At 69.8% G+C, this 24,017-nt stretch carries 25 protein-coding genes; 24 read left to right on the top strand and 1 reads right to left on the bottom strand.

Annotated elements, in window-relative coordinates:
• The first annotated feature begins 2 nt into the window (after positions 1 to 2).
• The 16 genes from OG392_RS37370 to OG392_RS37295 all read left to right on the top strand — a co-directional run bounded on the left by OG392_RS37370 (position 3) and on the right by OG392_RS37295 (position 14,149).
• Positions 3 to 251 (top strand): hypothetical protein, encoded by a 249-nt coding sequence (locus OG392_RS37370; protein ID WP_329287770.1) that lies wholly within the window; start codon positions 3 to 5, stop codon positions 249 to 251.
• A complete protein-coding gene (locus OG392_RS37365; protein ID WP_329287797.1) occupies positions 248 to 436 on the top strand; it encodes a pRL2-8 in 189 nt (62 codons plus the stop codon). The genes OG392_RS37370 and OG392_RS37365 overlap by 4 nt, the downstream gene beginning before the upstream one ends.
• Before the next feature lie 103 nt (positions 437 to 539).
• A complete protein-coding gene (locus OG392_RS37360) occupies positions 540 to 743 on the top strand; it encodes a hypothetical protein (RefSeq protein WP_329287769.1) in 204 nt (67 codons plus the stop codon).
• Positions 740 to 1,282, top strand: coding sequence for a hypothetical protein (locus tag OG392_RS37355; RefSeq protein WP_329287767.1), 543 nt, complete (start codon positions 740 to 742; stop codon positions 1,280 to 1,282). Before OG392_RS37360 ends, OG392_RS37355 begins: the two co-directional genes overlap by 4 nt.
• Positions 1,279 to 1,989: an SAM-dependent methyltransferase gene (locus OG392_RS37350; protein ID WP_329287766.1), complete on the top strand. Its 711-nt coding sequence runs from the start codon at positions 1,279 to 1,281 to the stop codon at positions 1,987 to 1,989. The genes OG392_RS37355 and OG392_RS37350 overlap by 4 nt, the downstream gene beginning before the upstream one ends.
• Positions 1,986 to 2,681, top strand: coding sequence for a DUF4031 domain-containing protein (locus OG392_RS37345; protein ID WP_329287764.1), 696 nt, complete (start codon positions 1,986 to 1,988; stop codon positions 2,679 to 2,681). The genes OG392_RS37350 and OG392_RS37345 overlap by 4 nt, the downstream gene beginning before the upstream one ends.
• A 138-nt stretch (positions 2,682 to 2,819) precedes the next feature.
• Positions 2,820 to 3,134, top strand: coding sequence for a hypothetical protein (locus OG392_RS37340; protein WP_329287761.1), 315 nt, complete (start codon positions 2,820 to 2,822; stop codon positions 3,132 to 3,134).
• 318 nt (positions 3,135 to 3,452) lie between these two features.
• Positions 3,453 to 7,736, top strand: coding sequence for a toprim domain-containing protein (locus OG392_RS37335; protein ID WP_329287759.1), 4,284 nt, complete (start codon positions 3,453 to 3,455; stop codon positions 7,734 to 7,736).
• A 3-nt stretch (positions 7,737 to 7,739) separates the two neighbouring features.
• Entirely contained in the window at positions 7,740 to 8,285 is a 546-nt protein-coding gene (locus tag OG392_RS37330) for a helix-turn-helix domain-containing protein (protein ID WP_329287758.1), read from the top strand.
• A 186-nt stretch (positions 8,286 to 8,471) separates the two neighbouring features.
• On the top strand, positions 8,472 to 8,696 hold the full coding sequence (locus tag OG392_RS37325) for a hypothetical protein (RefSeq protein ID WP_329287756.1): 225 nt from the start codon (positions 8,472 to 8,474) through the stop codon (positions 8,694 to 8,696).
• 100 nt (positions 8,697 to 8,796) lie between these two features.
• Positions 8,797 to 9,120, top strand: coding sequence for a hypothetical protein (locus OG392_RS37320; protein WP_329287754.1), 324 nt, complete (start codon positions 8,797 to 8,799; stop codon positions 9,118 to 9,120).
• A 112-nt stretch (positions 9,121 to 9,232) separates the two neighbouring features.
• Positions 9,233 to 9,706 carry a hypothetical protein gene (locus OG392_RS37315; protein WP_329287753.1) on the top strand — a complete coding sequence of 158 codons (474 nt, stop codon included), beginning with the start codon at positions 9,233 to 9,235 and terminating at the stop codon, positions 9,704 to 9,706.
• Between the two features lie 34 nt (positions 9,707 to 9,740).
• Entirely contained in the window at positions 9,741 to 10,013 is a 273-nt protein-coding gene (locus OG392_RS37310; RefSeq protein WP_329287752.1) for a hypothetical protein, read from the top strand.
• Positions 10,014 to 10,324: 311 nt separating this feature from the next.
• The gene (locus tag OG392_RS37305) at positions 10,325 to 11,368 is read left to right on the top strand and encodes a hypothetical protein (RefSeq protein WP_329287749.1); all 1,044 of its coding nucleotides are present in this window, start codon (positions 10,325 to 10,327) and stop codon (positions 11,366 to 11,368) included.
• Positions 11,369 to 11,465: 97 nt separating this feature from the next.
• Positions 11,466 to 13,712 (top strand): type IV secretory system conjugative DNA transfer family protein, encoded by a 2,247-nt coding sequence (locus OG392_RS37300; RefSeq protein WP_329287748.1) that lies wholly within the window; start codon positions 11,466 to 11,468, stop codon positions 13,710 to 13,712.
• Positions 13,673 to 14,149 (top strand): hypothetical protein, encoded by a 477-nt coding sequence (locus tag OG392_RS37295; protein WP_329287746.1) that lies wholly within the window; start codon positions 13,673 to 13,675, stop codon positions 14,147 to 14,149. Before OG392_RS37300 ends, OG392_RS37295 begins: the two co-directional genes overlap by 40 nt.
• Positions 14,150 to 14,229: 80 nt before the next feature.
• Here OG392_RS37295 and OG392_RS37290 read toward each other — a convergent pair whose 3' ends face one another.
• Positions 14,230 to 14,661: a helix-turn-helix domain-containing protein gene (locus OG392_RS37290; RefSeq protein ID WP_329287745.1), complete on the bottom strand. Its 432-nt coding sequence runs from the start codon at positions 14,659 to 14,661 to the stop codon at positions 14,230 to 14,232.
• 195 nt (positions 14,662 to 14,856) lie between these two features.
• Here OG392_RS37290 and OG392_RS37285 point away from each other — a divergent pair, with 195 nt between their 5' ends.
• From OG392_RS37285 to OG392_RS37250, 8 genes are all read left to right on the top strand, one after another.
• Positions 14,857 to 15,966 carry a conjugal transfer protein gene (locus OG392_RS37285; protein WP_329287744.1) on the top strand — a complete coding sequence of 370 codons (1,110 nt, stop codon included), beginning with the start codon at positions 14,857 to 14,859 and terminating at the stop codon, positions 15,964 to 15,966.
• A gap of 104 nt (positions 15,967 to 16,070) precedes the next feature.
• Entirely contained in the window at positions 16,071 to 16,265 is a 195-nt protein-coding gene (locus tag OG392_RS37280; protein WP_329287742.1) for a hypothetical protein, read from the top strand.
• Positions 16,262 to 16,810: a hypothetical protein gene (locus OG392_RS37275; protein WP_329287740.1), complete on the top strand. Its 549-nt coding sequence runs from the start codon at positions 16,262 to 16,264 to the stop codon at positions 16,808 to 16,810. The genes OG392_RS37280 and OG392_RS37275 overlap by 4 nt, the downstream gene beginning before the upstream one ends.
• Complete coding sequence (locus OG392_RS37270) at positions 16,807 to 19,371, top strand: ATP-binding protein (RefSeq protein WP_329287738.1); 2,565 nt, start codon at positions 16,807 to 16,809, stop codon at positions 19,369 to 19,371. The genes OG392_RS37275 and OG392_RS37270 overlap by 4 nt, the downstream gene beginning before the upstream one ends.
• Entirely contained in the window at positions 19,368 to 19,997 is a 630-nt protein-coding gene (locus tag OG392_RS37265; protein WP_329287736.1) for a hypothetical protein, read from the top strand. Before OG392_RS37270 ends, OG392_RS37265 begins: the two co-directional genes overlap by 4 nt.
• A 5-nt stretch (positions 19,998 to 20,002) precedes the next feature.
• Positions 20,003 to 22,108 carry a hypothetical protein gene (locus tag OG392_RS37260; protein WP_329287734.1) on the top strand — a complete coding sequence of 702 codons (2,106 nt, stop codon included), beginning with the start codon at positions 20,003 to 20,005 and terminating at the stop codon, positions 22,106 to 22,108.
• 6 nt (positions 22,109 to 22,114) lie between these two features.
• Positions 22,115 to 22,891, top strand: coding sequence for a hypothetical protein (locus OG392_RS37255; protein ID WP_329287732.1), 777 nt, complete (start codon positions 22,115 to 22,117; stop codon positions 22,889 to 22,891).
• Between the two features lie 3 nt (positions 22,892 to 22,894).
• On the top strand, positions 22,895 to 24,017 hold a 1,123-nt coding region (locus OG392_RS37250; RefSeq protein ID WP_329287730.1), incomplete at its 3' end, for an NlpC/P60 family protein.

Raw genomic sequence — 24,017 nt, 5'->3', positions numbered from 1 at the left:
CCATGGGACTGCGCGACATGTTCAAGGGCGGCGGCTCCACCCCGGAGCCGGCGAACCCGGAGATGACGGAGAAGGGCCGCGAGTACGCGATTGCCCGGCGACACGGCGACCGCAAGACCGCGAACCGGATCATGCGGGAGGTTGCGGAGGCGGCCCCGGAGGACCTGACGTCCTTCGCGGCCGGCCGTGACTCGTACAACGAGATCCCGCCCGCCTACAAGAAGCCGCGGCGCACCCGCCGCCGCACCTGACCGGAGGGGGAGCCGTGAAGCCCGTACCCCCCGGCGAGTGCCGACAGTGCTGGTACCACGCCCACAACAGCCGTAAGGCTCACGCGCACCTTGGTCCGCGGGAGGACTGCCCGGAGTGCGTGGACCACATGCGGAACGGCCACGGGTCGCAGATCGTCCCGAAGCCGAAGTCCATGTGGTGGTGACCACGAACCGCACAGCATGACCGGCCCCGGGGTGGCCCGATACGGCCAAGCATCTGCCACCCCGGTGCCGATTCCCCAACGAATCCGAAGAGGAGCAACCATCATGCAGCACCACCAGCACCCCGCCACCGCCACCGCCGGGTCCTGCGGGGACTGTGACGGCTTCCCGGTCGTGGCCGTGGCGATCAGCGCGCGCACCGCGGACGGCTCGCGCCGCACGCTCCGCGTCGTCTGCCGGACCTGCAAGGGCACGGGGACCGCCACCGCGGCCACCCTCCCCGCCCGCGTCCTGGTCACCGCGCGGTGAGCGCCCTCGACCCGCGCCCGCTCCGGCTGATCGGAGCCGGCGAAGCGCCGGAGGACACTCCGGCTGCGGCGTGCGACTCCGCCCGTCCGGCCGCTCCCGCCTCCACCCTGCGGATGACCGCGACGGGAACCGGGATCGCCACGTCCGGTACTCCGGCCGCGGTCCGCCGGGAACTGGTCGCGGTCAACAGCCTCATGGCGGCCCACCCGGACCTTCCCGCCTTCGGTGCGACCGACTACGCCGACGTGCCCGGCCGCGGAAGCGTCGTCATGATCCACCTGTCCAACAGCATGGACGTCCTGAAGTGGGCACGGACGCTCGGCGCGGTCGCCCACGACTCCGGCCGCAGCCACTACGGCCGTACCGCGCCCGACCCGACCAGCGGCACCCTGCATGACTGGATGTGGTGGCGCGTCGTCTACGCCGACAGCAACGCCGTGGGCGTCCCCGTCCGGCTCTGGAACATGGAGACCTCCGGCCACGACCGCATCACCGAACTCGCCCTTGCCGGGTGGGTCCGGGGAGAGAGGGAAGCATGACCACGCTCGCCGTAGAGACCCCGGCCGGCCTCCGGCTCCCCGGTGTCCCCGCCCCGCGCAACGGGCTGCGGGTCCTGGTCACGTACTGCTGCCAGGGTGGCGACTCGTGGGGATGGCACATGGCCGGCTTCGACGTGACCGGCGTCGACCTGAACCCGCAGCCCCGGTACCCCTTCCCCTTCATTCAGGGCGACGCGATCGAGTACATCCGCGCCCACGGCCATGAGTACGACGTCCACGCGGGCTCGCCCCCCTGCCAGGCATACACCCGCTGCTGGAAGATCCAGCAGCGCGAACACCCCCGGCTGATCGGCCCGACCCGCGAAGCCATGCAGGCGACCGGCCGGCCGTGGGTCATGGAGAACGTGGAAGAGGCGCGGGAGGAAATGCGCAACCCCGCGATGCTGTGCGGCGCATCGTTCGGCCTGCACACCTACCGCCACCGCCTCTTGGAAGCGTCGTTCCCGATCGCCGTCCCGGAGCACCCCGAGCACGTCCACCCCACGGTCAAGATGGGCCGCCCGCTGAAGCCCGGCGACTGGTATCACGCGGTCGGCAACTTCTCCAACGTCCCGTACGTGAAGGCGGACATGGGTGTCCCGTGGATGACCCGCGACGGCATCCGCGAGTGCATCCCGCCCGTCTACGGCTACCACGCCGCAACGCAGTTCCTCGCGCACGTCGGCATGGGGGAGGCGCAGTCATGACGGTCTATGTGGACGGGATCGCCGAATACGGCGACGTCGCCAAGCGCAACGGGCTGCGGACCACGCAGTGGGCGCACCTGGTCGCGGACACCGCGGAGGAACTGCACACCTTCGCGGAGGGGATCGGCCTCCGCCGGTCCTGGTTCCAGAACGCCGACAACTACCGGTGGCACTACGACGTCACCCCCGCCAAGCGCGCCGACGCGATCAGGGCGGGCGCTGTCGAGATCGACCGGCGGAAGCTCGCGGAGATCATGACGCAGCGCCGCGCCGGACAGCAGACCGCGGCCACCCTCTCCCCGCCCGCGTCCGTACTTCCCGGCGAGCCGGAGCGGGCGCCGCTCGCGGCCCCCATCTTCGGCAACGCCGGCGGGTGGGCGGTCGTCATGGAGCGCGCGGGGAACTGCTGCCAGTGCACCGGGCAGTGTGGCGCCACGCACCGCAAGACCGAAGGCCGCTGCGACGCCCGCCACGGGGCGTACGGCGGCAAGGGCCACCCTCCGATCCGGCTGGAAGCCGCACCGGAGGACCCCACCGTCCCCGAGCACGCCGCGGCCCGCATGACGCCGGATCAACTCATGGCGTGGTGTGCGGTGTGCCGCTCGGGCGCGGCGAAGAAGGCCAAGCCGCCGCAGGGCAAGAAGGTCCCCGCGCAGTCCGAAGCCCTCTTCGACATGGAGGGGTTGGGCTGAAGGCGTCCCCGCCCGGCTGTCGACACGACACGCCGGGCGGGGACTTCCGCAATATGCGAGCGGTGATCCACAGATGACGCTAGGGTCTGTGAACCGCACGGTTCGGAACCGTACGGTTCTTACTTCCAGGGAGGCCAGATGACCAGCACCAAGCGCCCCGCCGGAGCATCGCTGAACGAGATCGCCACCGCCGGCGGAACGTCTCACACGCAGGTGCGCCGGACGCTGGTGTCTGCCTTCCCGACCCTGGTCGGCAAGGGCCGCAACACGATCCCGCGCGAAGTCGGGGAGCTGCTCGCAGCCACCTTCCGCGGCGGGATCATGGGCCGACCCACGGGGCGGATGCTCGGGGAGGACCCGGCCGCAGTGCTCGCAGCAGCGGAGGCACTGGCCGAACTTGCCCGGCGCGCTCTCGCGGAGCGACAGGGAGAAGACGGCCCCTTGGCCGCATGACAGGCGCCCCCGGACCCCCGGGGAGCGCAGACCCACCCCAGAAAAGAAGCAAGCGCCCCGTATGACGGATTGCCGTCCGTCTGGGGCGCTGGCTACCGCTCCGGAACTGTGGACCCCGGGGCGGGGTGGGTCAAAGACCCGATGCATTGATTGGGACTGTACCCGATGCACGAGAACCTACGCAGCGGCACCGATGACCGCGCATCACTCCGGCGGATCACGGATGCGCTCAGTGAGAATGGATGCAACCCCCGGGGCAGGGGGGACCACCTTGACGCCCGTTGCCCCGCCCATGAAGACAACCGCCCGTCCCTCTCTGTGGACTGGTCGGATCGAGTCGGCTCCGGCGCCGCCGGCGTCAAGGTCTGCTGCCAAGTCGGGTGTTCAACGGCGGACGTCGCCACCGCGTTGGGCCTCTCGCTCGCGGACCTGTACGACACCCCGAAAGAGCGCGCCTACCGCGGCCCCCGGATCTCCCGCCCGGTCGCACAGCGTGGCGGGGGTCAGCTGAAAACCGCCACGCAGCGTAAGCCCGACACCCGTTCGGATGACGACCACAAGCACACGTTCCGGCGAGTCGAGTCCTACGTATATACGGACGCGGCGGGGACCATCACGGGCGAAGTGATCCGTCGGCAGTGCGCGCAGTGCGGACAGAAGTCCTTCGCGCAGCGCCGCCCCGCCGGCGATGGCGGATGGGAGTACAAAGCGCCCCTGTCCCGCCCGCTGTACCGGCTCCCCGAAGTCGTGGCCGCGATGGCGGAGGGCCGTACGGTCTTCGTGGTCGAAGGGGAAAAGGACGTCGACAACGCCCGCGCCGCCGGGCTGGTCGCCACCTGCAACCCCGGCGGCGCCGGGAAGTGGACGGCGGTGCACACCGACGCCCTTCGGGGCGCTCGCGTGGTCATCGTGGCTGACCGCGACGACACCGGACGCAAGCACGCGGAGTTCATCCGGGCGGCGCTCACGGCGGTGAACTGCACCGCGACCGTGGTCGAAGCGGCGGAGGGCAAAGACCTCTCCGACCACCTGAAGGCCGGCCACGACGTGGCCGCACTGCGGGAGGTCCCGGCCGCATCGCTCGCCCCCGCCACATCCCCGGAGACCCCGGAGGAAGAGGGCGACGGAGCCGACGTGATCCAGCTCCCCCGCCGCCGCGGCGCCGACTCCGGCGACGACAGCGGCGACGGGAACAAGGGGAACGGCGGCGGCGGCGGGGGAGCCGGCGGCGGCGCGGGACGCTCGCGCTCCCGCATGATCCCGATCCCCGGCATGAAGAACGGGTGGATGCACGACCCGCGGACTCGGACCGTGTGGCACAGCCCCGGCAAAGACGCCCCCTTCGCCCTGATCGGCACCGTGCCGGAGGTCTTGGGTCGCGTCACCTACCGTGGCGCGGACGGCCGGCATACCCGGATCGCGTACCAACTCGCCACCACCGAAGGCGCCCCGCGGATCGTGTCGGAATTTGACATCGACTCGGGGGCGTGGGCCGGTCTGCTCGGACGGCCGTCCCCCTCCGGTCGGGACGAAGGCGCGGCGTACGCCCGGCTGATCCGCGACCAGGGCGCCGCCGCCCGTGAAGTCCCCGCCACGACGTCCGTCACCCCGGACGGCGACATGATCATGCCGGAGGCGGACGCGCAGGAACTCGGGTACCGACAGCTTCGCGGTCCCGAAGAGGACGCACGGATGGCGTGGCGTCGAATCGGGGAGCTGTCCGCGGCCACCGAGCGGACCACGCTCGCGATCGGGGAACTCTTCGTGGGCCCCGTGGTCTCCCGGCTGCTGTCCGTACCGCCGCACGTGCTGAACCTGGTCGGTCCGCCGCAGCAGGGCAAGAGCACCACGCAGCACGTACAGGCGTCCATGTTCGGCTCGCCCTCCGAAGACTTCGAGATTTTCAAGTCGTGGAACACCACCCCCAATGGCCTTCCGGGTGTGCTGGTCGAAGCCCGGACGCTCCCGGCCGTGCGCGAGGAATTCAGCACGTCGGGCCTGTCCGTGACGGACGGGGAAAAGCTGCTGTCCCGCATCGTCGGCGGGTGCGTGCGCTCGCGGTCGACGCGGACCGGCGGCCGGGCGCCGTCGCTGGGTCGGTGGCACTCTTCGCTGTCGTCCAGCTCGAACCGGTCGCTTCGCCGCAAGGGGCAGACCGAAGACCTTGCCGCTCGCCTCTTCGAGATGGAAGCGCCCTTTTGGGGCTGCGACGACGCGGCGGCGGAGCGAGCCAACGAAGCGGAATCGCTCGCGGTCAACCACCACGGGTGGCCGTTCGAGTGGGCCGTACGCGCCGACTTCTACAGCGCCGCGAAGGTCCGCGAGTGGCAGCAGCTCCATGCAGAGATCACCGGGCGCCTGTCCATGGCCCGCGGCGGTCTCGAACTGACGATTGCCCGCGTCTACGCGGCGTGGGCGCTGGGTGCCTACATGCTCGGGGACGTCCTCGACCTCCCCGCGCTCGGCAAGAAGGCGGAGGAAGACGCCATGACCGAACTGCCCGACGCTGTAGCGGAGGCGCACGAAGCGCACATCGGACCCGGCGCGCAACTCTGGGAAGCGGTCTCCGAAGCCGTCTTGCGCGACCCGGCTTCCTTCCCGTCCGCCTTCAACATCACCATGGGGCAGGAGATCCAAGAGGGCCGCGCGATCCTCGGATACCAGACCGATGGACAGTTCCACGTCTCCCCGAAGGCGCTCGCAGACGTCACGGAGGCGGCCGGCATCGCGACCCCGCAGCCGGGCTTGAAAGACCTGAAGGCGCGCGGCGTGCTCATCCCCGGGGAAGGGCGCCACTGGACGCGCAAGCCGTCCACGGTCGCCCTGCGCAAGGCCCTGCCGGTCCCGCGGTTCTACGTCTTCAACCGGGCGGCGGCGGACGAAGCCTTCGGCGGAGACGACGACCCGAACGGCCCGACCACGCCCCCGAACCAGCCGGCGCCGGAGTCGACCGGCCCGACGACTCCCGCCCCGCAGCCGGCCGCCCCGACCCTTCCGGCCGCCCCTGCGGCCCCGGTGCAGGCGAGCACGCCCGCGACTCCAGTCGCGGCCACCCCCTCCGCTCCCGCGTCGCTGTCGACCCCGACCCCCCCGGCCGCCGCATCCGCCCCCGCGGCGCCGGTCCCCGCGCAGTCGGCCCGCCCGGCGAGCGGAGGCGCCCGGACCTTCACGGCCGGCGCGCTGGTGGTCGACGCCTTCGGCGGATGGCTGTCCGGCTCGATGCAGTGCCTCCCGCTCCCGGAGCGCGTGGACTCGCTCGCGGACCTGTTGGAGTGGGCGGACAGCCTCACGCTGGGATACCTCCGCGAGAACGGACAGCGCGACGACGGACAGGTGTGGATCATGCCGGACGTTGCGGCACGGCTCGGACTGCCCGCGGAGCCCCCGGCGGAGGACAGCAAGCCGGCCCGCGAGCACCGGGCGTTGGAAGCGGCCCGCACCGCCGGGTGGCAGATCAAGGATCTGCGGGCGTGGATGACGGCCCGCCGTACCGCCGGGCGCTACCTGCGGATCTCGGTTGCCGGGTGGCAAGACGCCTTCGGGTGCCCGCTGCTGGACGGCGAGCCCGGCGGCGCCGAAGTGGCCTTCCGCATCGGGGAGTACGCACAGAGCACCGGAACCCTGTACCACGTCTCACCGCAGGTGACCGGCGTCGACCTGAACGAGACCTTCCGCCGCAAGATCAACCTTCCCGCCACCGCGCCGAAGCCCCCGCGGCCGTCGCTGGTCCGCACGCTGGAAGAGGCGTTCACGTGGGGGCGGGTGCCCACCGCGGAGGAGCGGGCCATGCCCAACGTCGTCGCGGCCGACGCGAGCGCCATGCACGTGGGCGCGGCCCAAGCGGTGGACCTCGGGATCGGCCCGTCCCGCCACATCGAAGGCCCGACCGACTTCGACCCGAGTACGCCGGCGCTGTGGAAGGTGGAGTCCCTGACGTGGGAGGAAGACCCCCGCTTGCCCAATCTGCTGTCCCCCGGCGTCCAGCGCACCGCCGCCGGCGCTCGCGGACCGGCCACCCGGTGGTTCACCACGCCCACGCTGAAGGAACTCGCCAACATGGGCTATGAGATCCGGCCCGTGGAAGCGCACGTCTGGACGGAGCGCACCCGCTACCTGAACCCGTGGGCGAACCGCATCCGCGACGCCCGCGCCCGCGTCCTCCCCGCCGCCCTCGAAGGCGACCCGGACGCGGCGGCCGTACTGGACGCGATCAAGGCCACGTACACCCGGACCCTTGGCTATCACGCGAGCGAGAAGGCCGGCCGGTACTACTACCCGTACTGGTGGCTCGCGGTCGTCGCCACCGCCCGCGCGAACCTCTTCCGGAAGCTGAAGAAGGTCGCGGACACCGAAGGCCGCTTCCCGCTCGCCATCGCAACGGACTGGGTGATGTACGCGACCGACGCGACGGAGCCGGACCCCGCCGTCCCGGCCGGGCTCACCATGGGGCGCGGGCTCGGACAGTTCAAGCACGCCGGCTTTGCCGCCATGGACACGGTGGCGCCGCTGCTGGTGGAGCGACCGACCAGCAAGCAAGTGGGCGCCGTAGTGGCGGCCGTGGAAGGCACCGACGACGACAGCACGACCAACGGGGAGGCGTAAGCGATGTTCGGACGACGCAAGGGCAAGAAGGCCACCGCGGACGCGCTCTATCAGGGGATCTCCCGCAAGAGCGACCCGAGCAAAGAAAGCCCGGCGGACATGGTGGCGAAGGCCAAAGAGACGTTGGGACTGTCCACGAAGGACGTCGCGGAACGGCTCGGGGTGTCCGAACGGAGCGTCCAGCGGTGGGCGTCCGGGGAGGGGAAGCCCCGGTGGGGCAATGCGGCGAAGCTGAAGAACTTCGTACGCGACTCCCCCGAGATGCGGCGCGCTCAGCTCTCCAACCTGCGGGAAGCCCGGATCAAGAACCAGGGAAGCCGGATCAAGGTCAGGGGCGAAATGGGCGTGACCGCCGGCGGTAAGAAGTACCGCCGGAACCGCGAGATCGAAGCCAACCTGTCCCCGGACGCCATGAGCGAAGTCATGGAGAAGTGGCTACAGGGCGACGACCAGGGAGCCATGGACGCGCTTCACGAAGCGCTCGGGAGCGAATACGTGGACGGCTTCGAGTTGGCGGACGCGCTCGAAGGGCTCGAATTCCTGCGCTGAGCGGACAGCACGGAGGGCGCCCCCGGTGATACCCGGGGGCGCCCTCCGTCGTTGCGGGGGAGACTCGCCCACGATCACCCCTTCCACTTCGCCTCACAATGCGGCAAGGTTGTGGAGTATGCCCACCCGGGCGACCAGTAGCGACCGCCGCCGGACGGCCGCCACCCGCTGAAGGGAGATCCATCCGTGTCCGACCCCGAGCCCACCACGTGGACGATCGCGGAAGTTGCCGAGTACATCGGCGCCGCGTCCACCGACTCCGCCCGTAGAACGCTGTCCCGGTGGGGAGTGCGCGCGACCGGCCGGGAGCCCGGCCGCGGCGGCGCCTCCCTGTACGACCGCGAGCAAGTCCGTACGGCGAAGGCGGCCCGACCCGGCCGCGGCGCCCGCAGCGACCTGAAGAAGACGTGACCCCGGCGCGAGCGTGCACCCCTTGCACTTCGCCTCACGGTGAGGCATAGTTGAGTCAACGCCGGGCGGACTCGCCCGACATCAGAGAAGGGGAGGGCTCATGGCCCGCACGATCCTGACTGACGACCAGTACAACGCCGCGGTCAAGGCCGCGGCCGGCGTTCTGCACAGCGCCCGCGCCGACGTCGGCACGGTCACGATCACGGACACCGTGGCGGCCACGATTGCCGCGGTCGGGCTGCTCGCCCCGCCGTTCACCCCGGACCCCGACACGTGCACCGCGATGTTCGCGGACCCGGAGGGCGACTGGTGGCAGTGCGCCGACGACCCCGACCACGACCCCAGCGACGGCCACGACTCCGGCGAGTGGGGTTGGAGCGACGGCGACCCGGGCGCCGACACCATCGCGCGCCGCACGGTCTGAGCGCCGACAGCACCCCGACGTGGCACAGCACACGCCCCGGGTGCCCATCACTGGGCAACCCGGGGCGCCGTGCTCCCGGAAGATGACCAGCCGAGACGACAGCGGAGGACCCGTGTTCCGTAAGCAGACGACCCCGACCCCGAGCGCACCCGCACAGCCGGAAGTGATCGCGATCAACTTGGACGAACTCGCGTCGCTGGAAGCGGCGTTACTCGAAGCGGATCGACTGCGGCGCGGGTGGTTGGAAAGTCCCCCCTTCTACGGGATGGGCTTCATCACCGTTCACGACGTGATCGCGGAGCTGTACCAGCGCGCCGGCGCCGCCTCCGTCGTCCAGCCGGACCCGCAGCGCGCCCGCCTCCCCCTGTACGCCCACGAAATCACGTGGATCGCGGACGCCATCCGGGGCATGGAGCGGCACCATGCCCGTGATGGTCTCCTCTCCGACGCGCGCCGGCTCCACAACCGCTTCAACGCTCTGTTGGGGCAGGCTCGCGCCATCACCCACATGGGTGGAACGCCCGTCTTCGCCCCCGAGTCCCCGCAGGTCCCCGAAGCGCGCGTGATCACGTCGCGCGAGCACTGAAGGGGGCGCCGTGCTGGACGAACGAGACCGATGGATGGCGAGCCTTCAGACCGCAGGGTCCGCCCTGGTGACGGATCTCGCGGACGTCCGGGTCCGCGGGTACCTGAAGGAACACCCGGACATCGTGGCGTACGGGTTGGACCAACTGTCCGCCGCCATCGAAGAGGTACGCGCGGCCGTCGACCGCGAGCGCGCCGCCGGAAAGTGGGGATCGCTCGGAGCCGACGTGTCCGAGGAACACGACGAAGCCGCCGCGGAGTACGCGGACCACTCCTGTGATTGCCCGTTCTGCCTGTGCGGCACCTGACCCCGCTCGGGTGAGGATCGGTCAAGGCGCCGAACCGCCCCCGGTGAGTCGATACGCTCCGATCACCCCGCGACAGCATCACCCGCAGGACACCACGGGCCGCCCCCATTGGAGTTGGGGGCGGCCCGCTGTCACATCATCACCCACCACCCACGGAAGGGGTACGAATGACGGCGACCCGATGGGAACCACCCGACCCGCGACAGCTCCCCGAATGGCGCGGGGAGCTGCTGGACTACCTGTCCGGCGACGTCGCCACCACGACGATGCGCGGAGCGCTGAGCGCCGGGCGCTGCACCATCGTGCCGACCGTGCCCGGCGTCGACGCCTCCGCGGAGTCGATCGGGTCAATCCTCCTCACCCGCTCCGAGCACGACCGCTTGAACCGGGCAGAGCTGTACTACGCCACCCCGGACATGACCGCGCTCGCCCTTGCCGCCGCCGCAACCCCGCCCACGGAGCCCATGACGCTCCGGCGCCTCCCCTCCGAAGCCGGAATGATCGTCTTCGGGGAGCCGATCGGCGGATACACCGAAGACGTGGCCGCGGTCTTCGCCGGCGCGCTCGCCGGTAACTCCGTGGCGCCCGCCGTGGTCACAACCCCGATCGTGGCCGTGTCCTGGTCAGTGTGGAGCCCCCAAGCGGTGGCACTGGATCAAGGCTCCGTCCGCTGGACATTCCGCGGACAGGGGCGCACGGGCACGATCCCGCCGGACTTCCGCGGGGTGTGGCTCACCTTCTACTCACCGCGCGGCATCTTCTCCGGGCTCGCCCCGGAAACGGAGATCGCCACCATGCCAGACGGCGCGGTCATCACCGCCGGCGCCATCGATGCCACCCGGGCCACCCACGGCCCCGTGCTCGGGTGGGATAACGAAATGCTGCTACGGGAGGGAGCGGCGTTCGGGCCGGCCCAACCCGACACCACCGAACTGTGGTCCCACGTGCTCTACACCGCGTGGCAACTCATGGGCCACGACGGAAAGAACCAGTGGGCCGAAGTCGAAGACGTCCCCCGAGCGCGAGCCGGCCAGAAGCGCGACCGCCGCCAAGGGATCACCGCGTCCGGCGCCGTGCGCATCGTCCGCGTACACCCCGGCCGCCGCCCCTCCCCGAAAGCCGCCGCGGAAGACGCGGAGGCGAGCACGGGGCGCCGCGAACCGCAGTGGTCGTGTCGGTGGCCCGTACGCCCGTACCGGCGGAACACCTGCATGAACCCCCGGGCGCACGGCGCCGGCGAGTGCGAGCACGAAGACCGCATCGTCCCGGGCCACATCAAAGGACCGGAAGGCAAGCCGCTGCGTACCGGGTCCACGGTCCACCTGTGGGACAGCCAACCGGCCGCGGAGGCGTAACCCCTCCCCGCCCCGCTCGAACGCCCCCCGGCCGCCCGCCGGGGGGCGTTCGCGGTTCGGCATAAGGTCAACACCAGTGCTGAACGGAGGGGGAAACGTGATGCTCGAACAAGCCGCGCCGTGGGACAACCTGCCGGATCTCCCCGGCTACGCGCTCCCCGGCGGCGGCGGTCTGCTGCTCGCGCTGCTGCTGATCGCGTACGCGATGAACGAGAAGGGCAAGGGCGGGTCCAGCGGACCGAACAAGGAACTGAACGAAGCGATTGAAAGAGTCGTGGGCGGCGCCGCCCGCACGATCGGCCGGTACGTCGCGGGGCGGGACCTGAACGGCGAGCCGCGCAGCACGGCCACGTGGTGGCGCTCGGGGGTCCTGGTAGACGACCAGGGCGGGCCGGCCGCGGCGATCAGCGCCGTCCCCTCCCCCCGCGCTCCCGCGTCCGCATTGGGTCTGCCGAAGAAGCCCCCGGGCCGCGGTTCGCGGGCCGTCCGGGCGGCGCTCGCACCCCTCCGCGGGGCATGGAGCGTGACGGCGAGCATGGGGCGGGCTCTCGCGGCGTGGACCCGGTGGCCGCACGCCGCGCGCTCCCTGATCCGGCTCGCGCCCTTCCTCGCGGCGTGGGGGTTGTGGCGCTTCCCCGAGCCGGCGCAACTCGCCCTGATCGGCGCGGCCGTCGTCGTGCTGCTGGTGGCGCTCACCGGTCCGGGTGGACTCACGTTGTGGGAGCCGCGAAGCCCCACAGATGACGAGATTCACGGCCCCTCCCTCTTCGTGGCGGTCCGCCAAGTGCTCCGGCTCGAAGAGGGCGAGCGCCGCGAAAAGTGGGTGAACCTCTCGCCGGACCTTTCCGCGGACGGCGCGCGGATCGTGGTCCGCATCCCCGTTTCATGGATGGGCGGGAAAGAGGCCATGTCGGCGCTGGACCACATCGTGGAAACCCGCATCCCCGGGGAGTGGGTGGCCCACTGGGAACGCACGGGGCCAGAGCACTACGTGAAGTGGACGCGGAAACCGAAGCCCGCAGAGCGGCCCAAGCTCCCCGAATATGTGGAATGGAAGTCGACCGGCAACCGATACGAAGTCTTCGTGGGGCAAGCCATCGAAGGTGACACCATCGTGGACGCGGTTGTCCACACGCAGACCGCAACACCGCATTGGGGCGTGGCTGGTGACACCGGGTCGGGCAAGTCGACCGTTCTGTATATCCCGATCGTTCACGGTCGACAGCACGGGGAACTAATTGACATTCTCGACACGAAGCGAAACAGCCTGATTGAAGCGGAAGGCCACTCCGGCGTCCGGGTCCACAAGACGGTCCGATCCTGCGTTGCCGCCTTCGCGGAATTCATGGTCTCCATGATGGCCGCGGAGGAAGCGCAAGGAAAATACGCCGCTGCGGGGGCACGGGATCAATTGGTCCCGCGCACTCTCGTCATTGACGAATTGCCGACCCTGATCAAACTCGCTTACACATGGTGGCGTCACGGACTGAAGGGCAAGGGCGCCCCGCCCTTCCTCGAATGGTTCTCGATCATTCTCCTTCAGGGGCGTTCCAGTAATCACCGGATCGTGGTTGGTACGCAGCAATTCGCCAACACCTTCTTCGGTGGCACCATGGAAAGATCCCAAATCGGAACCAAAATCATTGTGGGACAGCAGGACCGTGTTTCGTGGGGCGTGGCCTTCGGGCAGGCAACCCCGGTCGTCCAGTACGACACCGACGTAAAAGGCCGCGGCGCCTACGCGGACAAGAGGCAGGCACCGGACGGGGAACACCTCTTCGTCCGCGAGTTGCAGCCGAGTTACATCACACCCCGGGTCGCGGAGCTGCTACAGCAATGCCCGAAGGCGCCCGCATGGTTCGATGCCGGAGAAATGGCGCCGTGGATCACGGAAGAGGTCTTGGAAGAGGCGGACCTTACGACAGCGGTCCGGCGCTTCCTGCCCGGAGGTGAGTACGGCCCGCTGTCACTCCCCACAGTCACACCAGGGGCCGGCGGGGGGGTCAAGACTCTTACGCACAGCTCAGAGCATGTGACAGCGCCCGTTGTGACTGCCCGTGTGACCGCTCATGTGACAGCCTCCGCACCCTCCGCGCCGACAGGCGAGAGCCCGGAAGAAGCCGCGGAGGACGCGGCCTTGCCCCGGACGTACTCGCTCGCGGAGGCGTGCGAGGAAGGTATTTTGCCGTGGAAGCACAGCACGGCACGGCAATACAAGAAGAGGGGAGAGGAAAGGGGAATTACGTTTCCCGAAGGTGTCACGGACGGTCGAACGACATACTTCACCGAAGAGGAATTGAAGGATTGGGCGACCCGCTTTCAGGCGAGCACCACAAAGAAGTGACCGAATCGAAAAAGGGCGGTGCAGTCATGATGGAAGCGGAAACCGTGAAACTTCCCGCTCCCGCAGTCCACTGCGAATACCTCACCCCGGGCGGAAATGATCTCCGGGGTGCCTTCGGTAAAGAAGTCCGCCCCGCCTTCGTCATGCTGGATCTGGCAAGCGGCACCCTGCGCGCCCATGTGGCGGACGGCGCTAAGCCGCCGGTATTGGTGGGAGTGATGTTCTTCCTTCGATGGCCCATTGCCCCGGTGACGAACGACCGCGCCAATGCGCTACTGGATGAGATCGCCCCCCGCGCCGCCACTCTCGTCAATCGGGTGGACACCCGCGCACCCGGCGGTGTCCTCTTCCCACCCGGCGCCGGAAATGCCGTCGACCGCATTCAAATGGCGTGCGCAGCGACATGGGACGACCCCGCCCGGCTCGCAAAAGACTGACAGGCGAGAAGCAAACCGAAGGCCGCGGAGCGCCGACACTCCGCGGCCTTCGACCTATCCGGCTCCGCCCTCCCGCGCCTTCAGTGAGAACCGAGCAGCGACCGCACGGCCGATTCCGGCTGATCCAGTAAAGAGGCGAGCACGGGCCACCAGCGCCCGGGAATGGACTGCCTGCCCGTTTCGACATCGCAATACGAACTCTTCTGAATCCCGAGAGCCCACGCCACATCAACCGCCCGAAGGCCGGCGGTCATCCGAAGTCCACGCAGGGAAGGGCGCTCCGACGCTTCGAGCAGTTCCCGCACATCTACGGCCAGCAGCGCCGCGAGCCGCGCGAGCGTGTCCGGCCGCGGGGTGCACTTCGACGCCTCCCACATACTGACCGTGCTCCGCGCACAACCCAATGCGTTGGCCAACTGTCTGTGTGTGCGAAAGCCGCGAGCGATTCGAAGTCCCCGAAGCCGGGCGCCATCAATCCGCACCGCAGCCGGCGCCCGGTCGTTATGCCGCATGGCCGTGCACTGTAGCGGCCGAAGGGTGGACCGCCGGGCGTTGTCACAGTCCCGTGCTAGACCTTCCGGACAGTTACGAACTTCTTTGACCACCGATCACCCCGGGTCTAGGGTCGATCACCTGACGGATGGGGCTACGGGGGGAGTTGGGCACTCATGCCAACACTGGGGCCGACCGCGCGGAAGGTGCTCGGGTTGCCAGACCCGGGGGACTGGGAGCGCAAGAAGGCACGCAAGAAGGGGAAGGCCGCGTCCCCCTCTTCCTCGATGCCCGGCACGGTGCCCGCGCAGCCGGCCGGGACCAACCCGTGGGAGTCCGCCGCCGCCACCTTGAAGGCGCAGCAGCAGACCACGCCCACCCCCTCCGCGCCCGCGTCGAAGGCGGAGCCCGCCACCCCGTGGGCGACGGTTGACGAGAAGTCCAGCACGGCCGCGCTGCGGAAGTTGGGCCGCGGCGTGCTGTGGGGCGTGGTCGGGCTCGCGGTCATCACGGGCGTACGAAGCTGGATCATCCCGAACCAGAGCGACGCCCCGCCGCCGGCCGCGGTGAAGACGGCGCCCGCCTACCCGAGCGATGCCGCCCAAGCCGCCGCGGCCCGCTTCGCTCGCGCCTACCTCACGTGGAACGAAGACGACCAGGACGCGCGAGCCGCGGCGCTCGCGGCACTGCTGCCGAAGGACTCCGACACCGACGCGGGATGGGACGGCCGCGGCCGGCAAGACGTGCTTACCGTCCAGCCCGGCGCAGTCACCCCGACCACGCAGGGGCAAGCGCGAGTCCGGGTGGACGTGCTGCTCCATACCACGGAGGAAGCGGGCACCCCCGCGGAGGGCAAGAAGAAGGCCACCCCCGCGAAGACCGCGGACCGCTGGATCGGCCTTGAAGTCCCCGTGGTCCACACCGCCGGCCAAGTCGTCGTGACCGGAGCGCCCGGCATGGTCGGGCTCCCCGCGAGCGGCCCGACGCTCCCGGACCTGAAGGCGCCCGAATCTGACGCGACCTTCGCGCAGCAGACCGAAGGCACCGTGTCCGCCTTCTTCAAGGCGTACGCGGGAGGCGACACGGGAGCCGTGACCGCGCCCGGCGCCACGATCCCGCCCGTCCCCGCAGGTATGACCCTGGTCGGCGTGACGTCATGGGCCGCGGACGCAGGGACAGGGACCGACCGGACCGGAACCGCGCGGGTCATGTGGAAGGTCGGGGAAGCGCAGATCGAACAGACATACCAAGTCGAGTTGACCCGGGTCGCCTCCGCGGACGCAGAGCGGTGGCAGGTGGTCGACGTCCACGGAGGCGCGGCGTAACCCGCTCGCCCCACCTTCCTGCCCGATGTTCCAAAGGGGGAACAGTGCAACAGCTTGTGACACTCGCGGCGCCACTCACTGACGGATCAGCCCTGAAAACGTGGGTGCTGCTGGTCGTGGGGAACCTCTTCGCGGCATGGCTTGCCGTCCGCGCCTTCCGCCACTTCGTGAAGGATGATTGGGGCGGCATGATCACCATGGCCGTGGGCGCCGTCTTCGTCGCCGGTCTGGTCTGGTTTCCCGACGCGGCCAAAACGCTGCTCGGGGGACTGTGGGGCAAGGTCACGGGGTCCGCATGAGAAGCGGCGCCACCTACACCCGCCACTTTGATCTAGAGACCCGACAGCACGAATTGCTAGGGCTGGATCTCGGGGAGGGGGCGCCGCGCCGCACGCTGGTTCTCGGCTTCGTGCTCTACCTCCTGTGGACCGGCGGACTGCTGCTGATCCTCGGACTCCCCGGGAAGTTCACGTTCACGCTGTACTTCCTCCCTCCGCTGCTCACCGCCATTTTCGGCACGCAGCGCAGCCGGAAGAACGAACGGCGCTGGAACATCACCTATTGGGCGCTTACGGTCCGATACGTGGCGCTCGGACACCGCCCGATCATCTGCGGCGGCCGACGCTCCGCCTCCCGCGTCGAGTGGATTCCGCGGCGCGAGCGGATGACCTCCCGCGGCGGACTCCGCCCCGGGAGGGACGCGGGGAGGGACGCGAGCACGGGACCGGCGCCACTCGCCGGCGCCCCGATCCGGCTGGACGCACGCCCCCGGCTGTACGGGCCGGATCAGGTCTACAAAGCCCGCGGGCGCCGCCGCGGCAAGACGACGGGGAAGACGGCATGAAGGTACTTCAGCGGGTCGGCAACTTCCTGGGGGTCGGCGGAGACCGCTCAGCAGACCCGGCGCAATACGTCGGATTCGCGGACGGGTTGGTGATCACCACCGGTCACGCCGAAGCGTGGTTCACCCTGTCCAGCAGCAATACGGATCTCATGTCTGAGTCCGCCCGTGACGGCGAGCTGGATCAGGCGAGCAGCGCACTGGCGAAGATCCTTGCCGGGTCGGACTGCCACCTGAAGGTGCTGTGGTCGCCCCTGAACGCCACGGACTACATGGACGAAGCCGCCCGCCTTTTCACCGCCGGGGACTGGAAGGGTTGGGCGTCGCTCCGGGTGGAACGGCTGGACCAAATCGCCCTCCCGCTGCGGCACTTGCTCTTGGGCGTACGGATCACCGACCGCACCGGACAGGGGGCGCCACTCAGCCGGCGCGGCATTCAAGAAGGGCTCGGAGTCGCCCCGACCGGCGTCGGGGTGCGGGAACTCGCCCGGCTGGACGCGATCATGCGCCGACTCGGACGGAGGCTCGAAACCACGCCGTGGCGAGCGCAGCCGGCCGCGGTGGAGCTGCTGGCGTGGATGGTCGCGCGAGAGCAGCACCGGTCTACGCCCGTCCCCTCCTCGACCCGCGGCATGATCTCCGGGGCGAAGCTCGCGGCGCTCACGCGCGGGCGCATCCTGCCGTACCCGGATCACCTGCGCGTGATGGACCGGACCGGCGAGCCGGCCGCATGGGTGTCCATCCTGACCATGAGCGGATTCCCGGAGCGCATGGAGTCCCCCGGCAACGGGGAGTGGCTGCGCACGCTGAGCGAGATCACCTACGTGCCGGACGTGGACGAATCCGCACTTGGAGACGAGATCGACCCGGCGGCCCTGATACTGCCGGTCTCGCCGGAAGCCTCCGTCCGCTTCCGCGTCATGATCAAGCGCGACGCGATGAAAAAGGCGGACGAAGCGCGCCGACTCGCGAAGGAGCAGCGCCGCTCCGCCTCGCAGCACTCCGCGGAGGACCCGGGCCGCGCGATCGAAGAAACCGAAGGCGTCATGGCGGACCTGATCCGCGACATGGGCCGCGAAGACGTGACGTTGGTCGAAGATCACCCCCGGCTGATCGTCACCAGCACCACCAGCGTGGAAGACCTCCGCGCCCGCGTGGACGCGGTGATCACGCATTACGGCGGGCTCGGGATCGAAGTCGGGGTGGGTGAAGAGGAACAACGCGAGCTGTGGTTGGAGGCGCAGCCGGGCGACCAACTCCGGGTGCCCGACGTGGGTCACACCCGCGACGTGACCGCGCTCGCCGGGTCCTGGTGGTGGGGCGGCGCGAAGGTGGGCGACGACTCGGGGCCGATCGTCGGATACCTCACCGGGTCCACCCCCGGGACCTTCCGGAACGACGTCACGATCGGAAGCGAAAAGGGCGACGCCACAACGACCGCGTACATCGGACGGTCCGGCCGTGGCAAGACCACGGCCATGATGGCGTCCATGCTGGACGCGGGCTTCCGTGGCGCCTTCGTGCTCGCGCTGGACTTCAAGGGAGACCTTGGGGGAGTGGTGAGCGCCGCCAAGCGCTACGGGCTGAACGCCCACTTGATCGAGACCGGCCCCCGATTCTCCGGCGTCGCGGACCTCTTCCGGCTGCTGGACAAGGAAGGGTCCGAGCGGGCACAGATCGAAGTTCCGGCCCAACTCGGCATCGCGATGCCGCCGCACCTGCGCGCCCGCGGCGCGGAAACGCCTGTCCAGCACGCCGTAAACGCTGTGATCGCGGACGGCGAGCCGGCCACGTGGCGAGTGATCGACTTCCTTCGTCGGTCGGACGACGACTTGGCCCGCGAGACCGGCGAAGCGCTGTACGAACTCTCACAGACCGCGATCGGCGCCCCCTTCATGGGCCGCCCGCTCGAAGGCGCCGCCCCGCTCACCCCCGAGCCCGGCATTTGGGTGGTGCAGATCCCGGGCCTGTCCCTGCCCGGGGCCTCCGACGACCGCGAAGACTGGAACGTCCTTCAGCGCATGTCGGTGGCGCTCATGCACAGCATGTTGGCGTACGGGATCACCACGGCCGGCCGCAAGGATCTGCGCGGGCTCCGCAAGGTTGTCGCGGTGCCGGAAGTGCACGTGTTGACCGCCACGAAGGAAGGCCAATCCTTCCTCGAATACATCGCCCGGGTGGGCCGCGCGCTGTCCACGGCGCTGCTGCTGGACACGCAGGACCCGCAGTCCCTTTCCCTGCTGGTCGGCGTGATCGAGCAACTGACCACGGTCGTGGGCTTCCAGCTCACCAACTCCCGACAGCAAGACGCGCTTGCCGAAATGCTCGGACTCCCGGCCGGCAAGCACACCCGAGACCTGATCCAGTCCATCGGCCTGAACCCGGACGGCGAGATCCGTCACGGCCACTGCATCGTGCGGGACCGGCGCTTCAACAGCGCAACAGCCCAATGGGACATCCCCACGGTGGAGCTGCTGGAACTGCTGGACACCACCCCGCGCGCCGACCCGATCGACGCGGAGCCCGGCGACGTCGACCACATCCCACAGGAGGTACCCGCATGATCCGCCGCACCGCCACGCCTGCCGTGCTGCTGCTCGCGGCCGGGCTCGCGCTCGCCGGGTGCTCCGGGGGCGACTCGGGGGGCGACGACCCGAAGAAGGAGAAGGACCCGGCCGCCGCGGCGGTCGCGGTCGCCCGGGACTACCAGAAAGCGGCCAACGCTCTGGATTGGCGCCGGGCGTGCGAGCTGTCCACGGCCGCACTGCGACGCGGCACGGTCGACCAGTGCGCGGAGCGCAACATCGGTCCCGAGACCGCCACGCCCACCCCCTCCGCGCCCGCGTCCGAGTCGCCCACGGCTTCGGTCTCCCCGCCCACCTACGCGGACGGGTCGACCCCGGACGCGCTCCCGTCGAAGTCGACGGCGCCCGGACCTGACCGGGCATCCACGGGGCCCGTGACCGCGCAGGGGGCGCCGGTCAAGGTCCCCGCCTCCGCCGGCCACCCGGCCGGGTACGGAGTGCTGCTGACCTACACCGTGACGTGGCCCGACGACACCAGCACCGCCCGTAAGGCGCTGCGGCTGGTCGAAGAGGGCGGAACGTGGCGGGTCGACCAGCGCGAAGACGTCCAGGACGGCGACATGGGACACGGCGACCCGGCGACGGCCGCCCTGTCCGGGGGGTAAGTGCTGTGACTGTTCACCTGCCACGGCTGCGCACCGTGGCCATTCCGATGATGTTCGCGTTCACCACGCTCATGGTGGCCGCGGGCCACGCCCACGCAGCCGACATCGACCCGGTGGGGATCGGGGACCTCCTGCCCTCCCCGGACAGCAAGGTCCCCAAGGGTGAAGGCACCCTGTACGAGACCTACTCGAATCCGAATCTGTGGCAGTTGGACAGCGACTTCGGTAAGTGGGACGTCTTGGACCCCATGGCCGAAGCCATCGCAGATATCTGCATGGCGCTGATCACGGTCATTGGCACGGCGTGCGTGGTCATCGTCCAATGGATCTTTCAACTGACGTCGATCCCTGCCCTGTCTGACGCGCTGGAAGGCAGCATCGGGGGCGCCGCCAAGGGGCTGTCCGCCACGCTGCTACCGACCGCGCTCGCCGTGGGTGGCTTCGTCGCCTTCACCAAGCACAAGGAAGGCGGAGGCGGCGGCGGGCTCTCTCAGATCGCTTGGGTGTTCATCTCCGGGGTGGTCTCCGTCTCACTGCTGAACTCGCCCGGGGTGTGGGTGGACGGCGTGGACTCCACCCGCCAAATCGGCGCCAACATCGCCATGTCCGCGACGTCCGAAGGGATCGGCGGAGGCGTCGAAGACTTCCCCTTCAAGATGGACCATAAGCCCAAATACACCAATACCGGCCGTGACGACATGTTGCGCAAATCGTCGGATGCGGTGTGGCGGGCGTACGTGGCCACGCCCTGGTGCGTCGCGGAGTTCGGATCGTTCGAAGTCTGCGAGAAGTACGGCGCGGAGCTGCTGAATCAGGGTCCGTCGAAGGACAAGCGCAAGGAGTGGCTACAGGACAACGTGACGGACGAAGCCGTGGGGGGCGACTCCGTGACGTGGCGACAGGGGCACTCCCCGGTGGGCCGGATCATGGTCACCCTTCCGTCCCTGATCGTGGTCGTGATCTTCGCCGTTCTCGTGCTCGCGCTCGCCTTCGCGTCGATCGCTTCCCTACTCGGGGCGCTCATGCTGCTAGTCGCCGGCGTCTTCTTCGCCTGCATGTGGGTGATCCCCGGCCGCCCCCGTGAATGGGGCGTGCGCTGGTTCGATCAACTCTTGGGACTCACCCTTCAATCGTTCGTCGTGACCATGGTTCTCGGCTGCGTGCTGGTCGTCCAAGTCGCCACCACGAAGATGTTCGGCGAATACGGGTGGGCGCCCTCCGCCGGGCTCTCGATCGCCGCGGCAATCATGGCGTTCCGCTTCCGCAAGATCATTGAAGCCATCGTGGGCGTGAGCGGCCAGACTTCGGCGGTCGGTGGAATGGCGCTCGGGATGCTCGCGTCCCGCGTCATGGGGCGCGCACTGCCCCGCGGCGGCCGGTCGGACTCCGGCCAGCACAACCGCCCCGTAGAGACGCGCGGTGGTCGTGGCCGCGGCGGTCCCGGCTCGGGCGGTGGCGGTGGCGGTGGCGGCGGTGGCGGGGGAGCCCTCCCGCCCGGAGGCGACGGCGACGGGTACGGCGTGACCGTGACGCGGGTTCCCTTCCGGCGCCCCGCGCCTCCGCCCCTGCCCACGTCGACCGGAGGCCCGACCGCCGTGCCCGGTGGAGAGCGGCCCGCGCTCGCCCCCGCCGGAGCCCGCCCGGACGGCGCCACCATCACCATGGAACGCGCAGACACCATGACCGGCACGGCGCCCGGCCGCCCGCTCCCGTCGACCGCTCCGCGCCCGCGTCCAGCCCTCCCCGGCGGCGGCGCCACGTCGACCGCAGACAGCCGCGGAGGCACAGCCACGGCCACGCTCCCGCCCGGCACCCGCCCGGCCGCTGCGCCCCGCCCTGCGGGCGCCGGGCAGCCCAACTACGCCTTCCGGACCGCCCCGCAGCCGGGCGCCCCCGGACCGAAGGTCATCGAAGCGAAGGTGATCCGCTCCACCCCGAACGGGCCCCCACCTCGCCCGGCTGCACCCGGGTCGAAGACGGGCGCAACCCAACCCCCGCCCCCCGCGCGATCCGCCGCGCCCACCAACCGCCGCACGGAGGCCACCCCGCAGCCGGCGCCCCGCCCGGCGCCCGCCCGCGACGTCCCCCGTCCACGCACAGACAAGGGGTGACCCGCCATGCCTGAAGAGGAGAAGACACCCGAGCAGTGGCGCGAGCTGCTGCGCGCCACCTACGACTATCCAGACGAGATCCAAGACGCACCCCGCCGGAGGCGCCGCCGCCTCCGGCGGGCTCACCGCCACGCCGAACGCGAGCGCACCGCGGAGTGGATCAGGGAGCAGCGCCGCCGCGAGCCCACCACGCCCGCGGTCGCTCTGGTGGTCGTCGCCGTGGTCCTGGTCGCGGGCGTGCTCGCGCGGTTCGGGCCGGACTGGTTCAGCAGCGACGGCGACCGCGCGAGCAGCGTCACCGCTTCCGCCTCCCCGAGTCCGACCGGCGACCAGGACGCCAAGCCGGCCGGGACGGCGAGCGCCAACCCTTCCGCCGCCTCCCCGGGCCCGTCCGCCGTCGACCTGGGCGACGCGGACACCGTGGCGGAACAGTTCACCCGCCACTACCTCACCCGGAACCCGCCCGTGGACAACGACCACACCGCAGCCGTACGGCGGGCCGCGCCGTGGGCCATGCCCGCGCTGGTGGAGAACCTGGCCAACAGCACCGACCCGGCATGGGGCAAGTTGGTGAGTCAAGGCGGGGTAAGCACCGTTTCCGCGGTCGCAGTCAAGCCCGCCGGCGACGACTTGCCGCCGGACACCCCCCTGCGCGTGTGGCGCACGGTCACGGCCACGGTGGACGTCGCCGGGTACACCGACAACACCCAAAAGACCACGCTGCAAACGGAGTTGACCAACACGGGCGACGGGTGGCACGTGTCCCGAATCCTGGGGGTCTAGGGGGTGAACGGACGCGATGCGCTCGGCGCCGCCGCCTCCGCGGCAAGCGCCCCGTTCAAACTGAAGGTGGCCGCTGTCGGCGCTGTCGCCTTCCTGATCTTCCTACTTGTCGTCGGAGTCTTCGGCGCCGGAGTGGGCGGAAAAGCCTTCGCAGACTCTTGCGGAAAGCGTGGACAACCCGGGGCGGAGGTTCCCGGAGGCGACACGGGGGGAGGGTCCGCAGAAGCTCCCGGCGCGGGCATGAGAAAAAAGCAGATAGCCAACGCCGAGATTATTGACGGAGTGGCAGAAAAGGAAGGTCTCTCCGGACGGGCCACCCTGATAGGGCTTATGACGGCCCTTCAGGAATCAACCCTTCTGAACCTTGACTACGGGCACGCGGATTCAATTGGACTCTTCCAACAGCGCCCGTCCCAAGGGTGGGGGACCAAAGAGCAGATCATGAATCCGAAATACTCAGCAACCATGTTCTTCATGGGGGACAAAGACGGGAGCCCGCGCGGACTGACGGACGTCAAGGGTTGGGAGTCCATGGACATGGGCGCCGCGGCCCAAAAGGTCCAAGTCAGTGCGCACCCGGACCTGTACGCAGGGCAAGAGGATGCGGCCCGCGAGATCGCACGACTTGCGGACATCGACTTGGACCGGCCGGGCAAGGGGGGCGCCGACCAGGGCGAAGAGGGCGACCAGGGCGAAGAGGGCGACCAGGGCGACCAGGAAGACGCAGCCAACGGCGACGACGGCGCGGAGGAGTGTTACGACGAAGGGGGCGCCGGCAAGCCGGCCAAGCCCGGAGAAGCCTTCCACGACGGCGCGGCCGGGTGGCCCGCGCAGGTGAAGAATCCTCGCTCCACCGCCGCCGCAATCAAGTGGGCAGAAAACGAGACCTCCGGGGGGAAGGACTGGTATCGCGCCTGTCTCGCATTCGTGGCACGGGCTTACGGGTGGTCATACTCGGGCGTCAATTACGCAATTGACCACTACAAGGAAATGCCCGCGAATATGAAGCACGACAAAGACAGGGAGCCCCCTCCCGGCGCGCTCATGTATTGGGACACGGGGCAACGGGCGGGCCACGTGGCGATTTACCTTGGTAATGGCAAAATCGCCAGTAACGATATCGAGC

It is taken from the genome of Streptomyces sp. NBC_00691, from assembly GCF_036226665.1.
In the GTDB taxonomy this organism is placed as follows: domain Bacteria; phylum Actinomycetota; class Actinomycetes; order Streptomycetales; family Streptomycetaceae; genus Streptomyces.
This window is presented reverse-complemented; position numbering and strand designations above follow the sequence as displayed.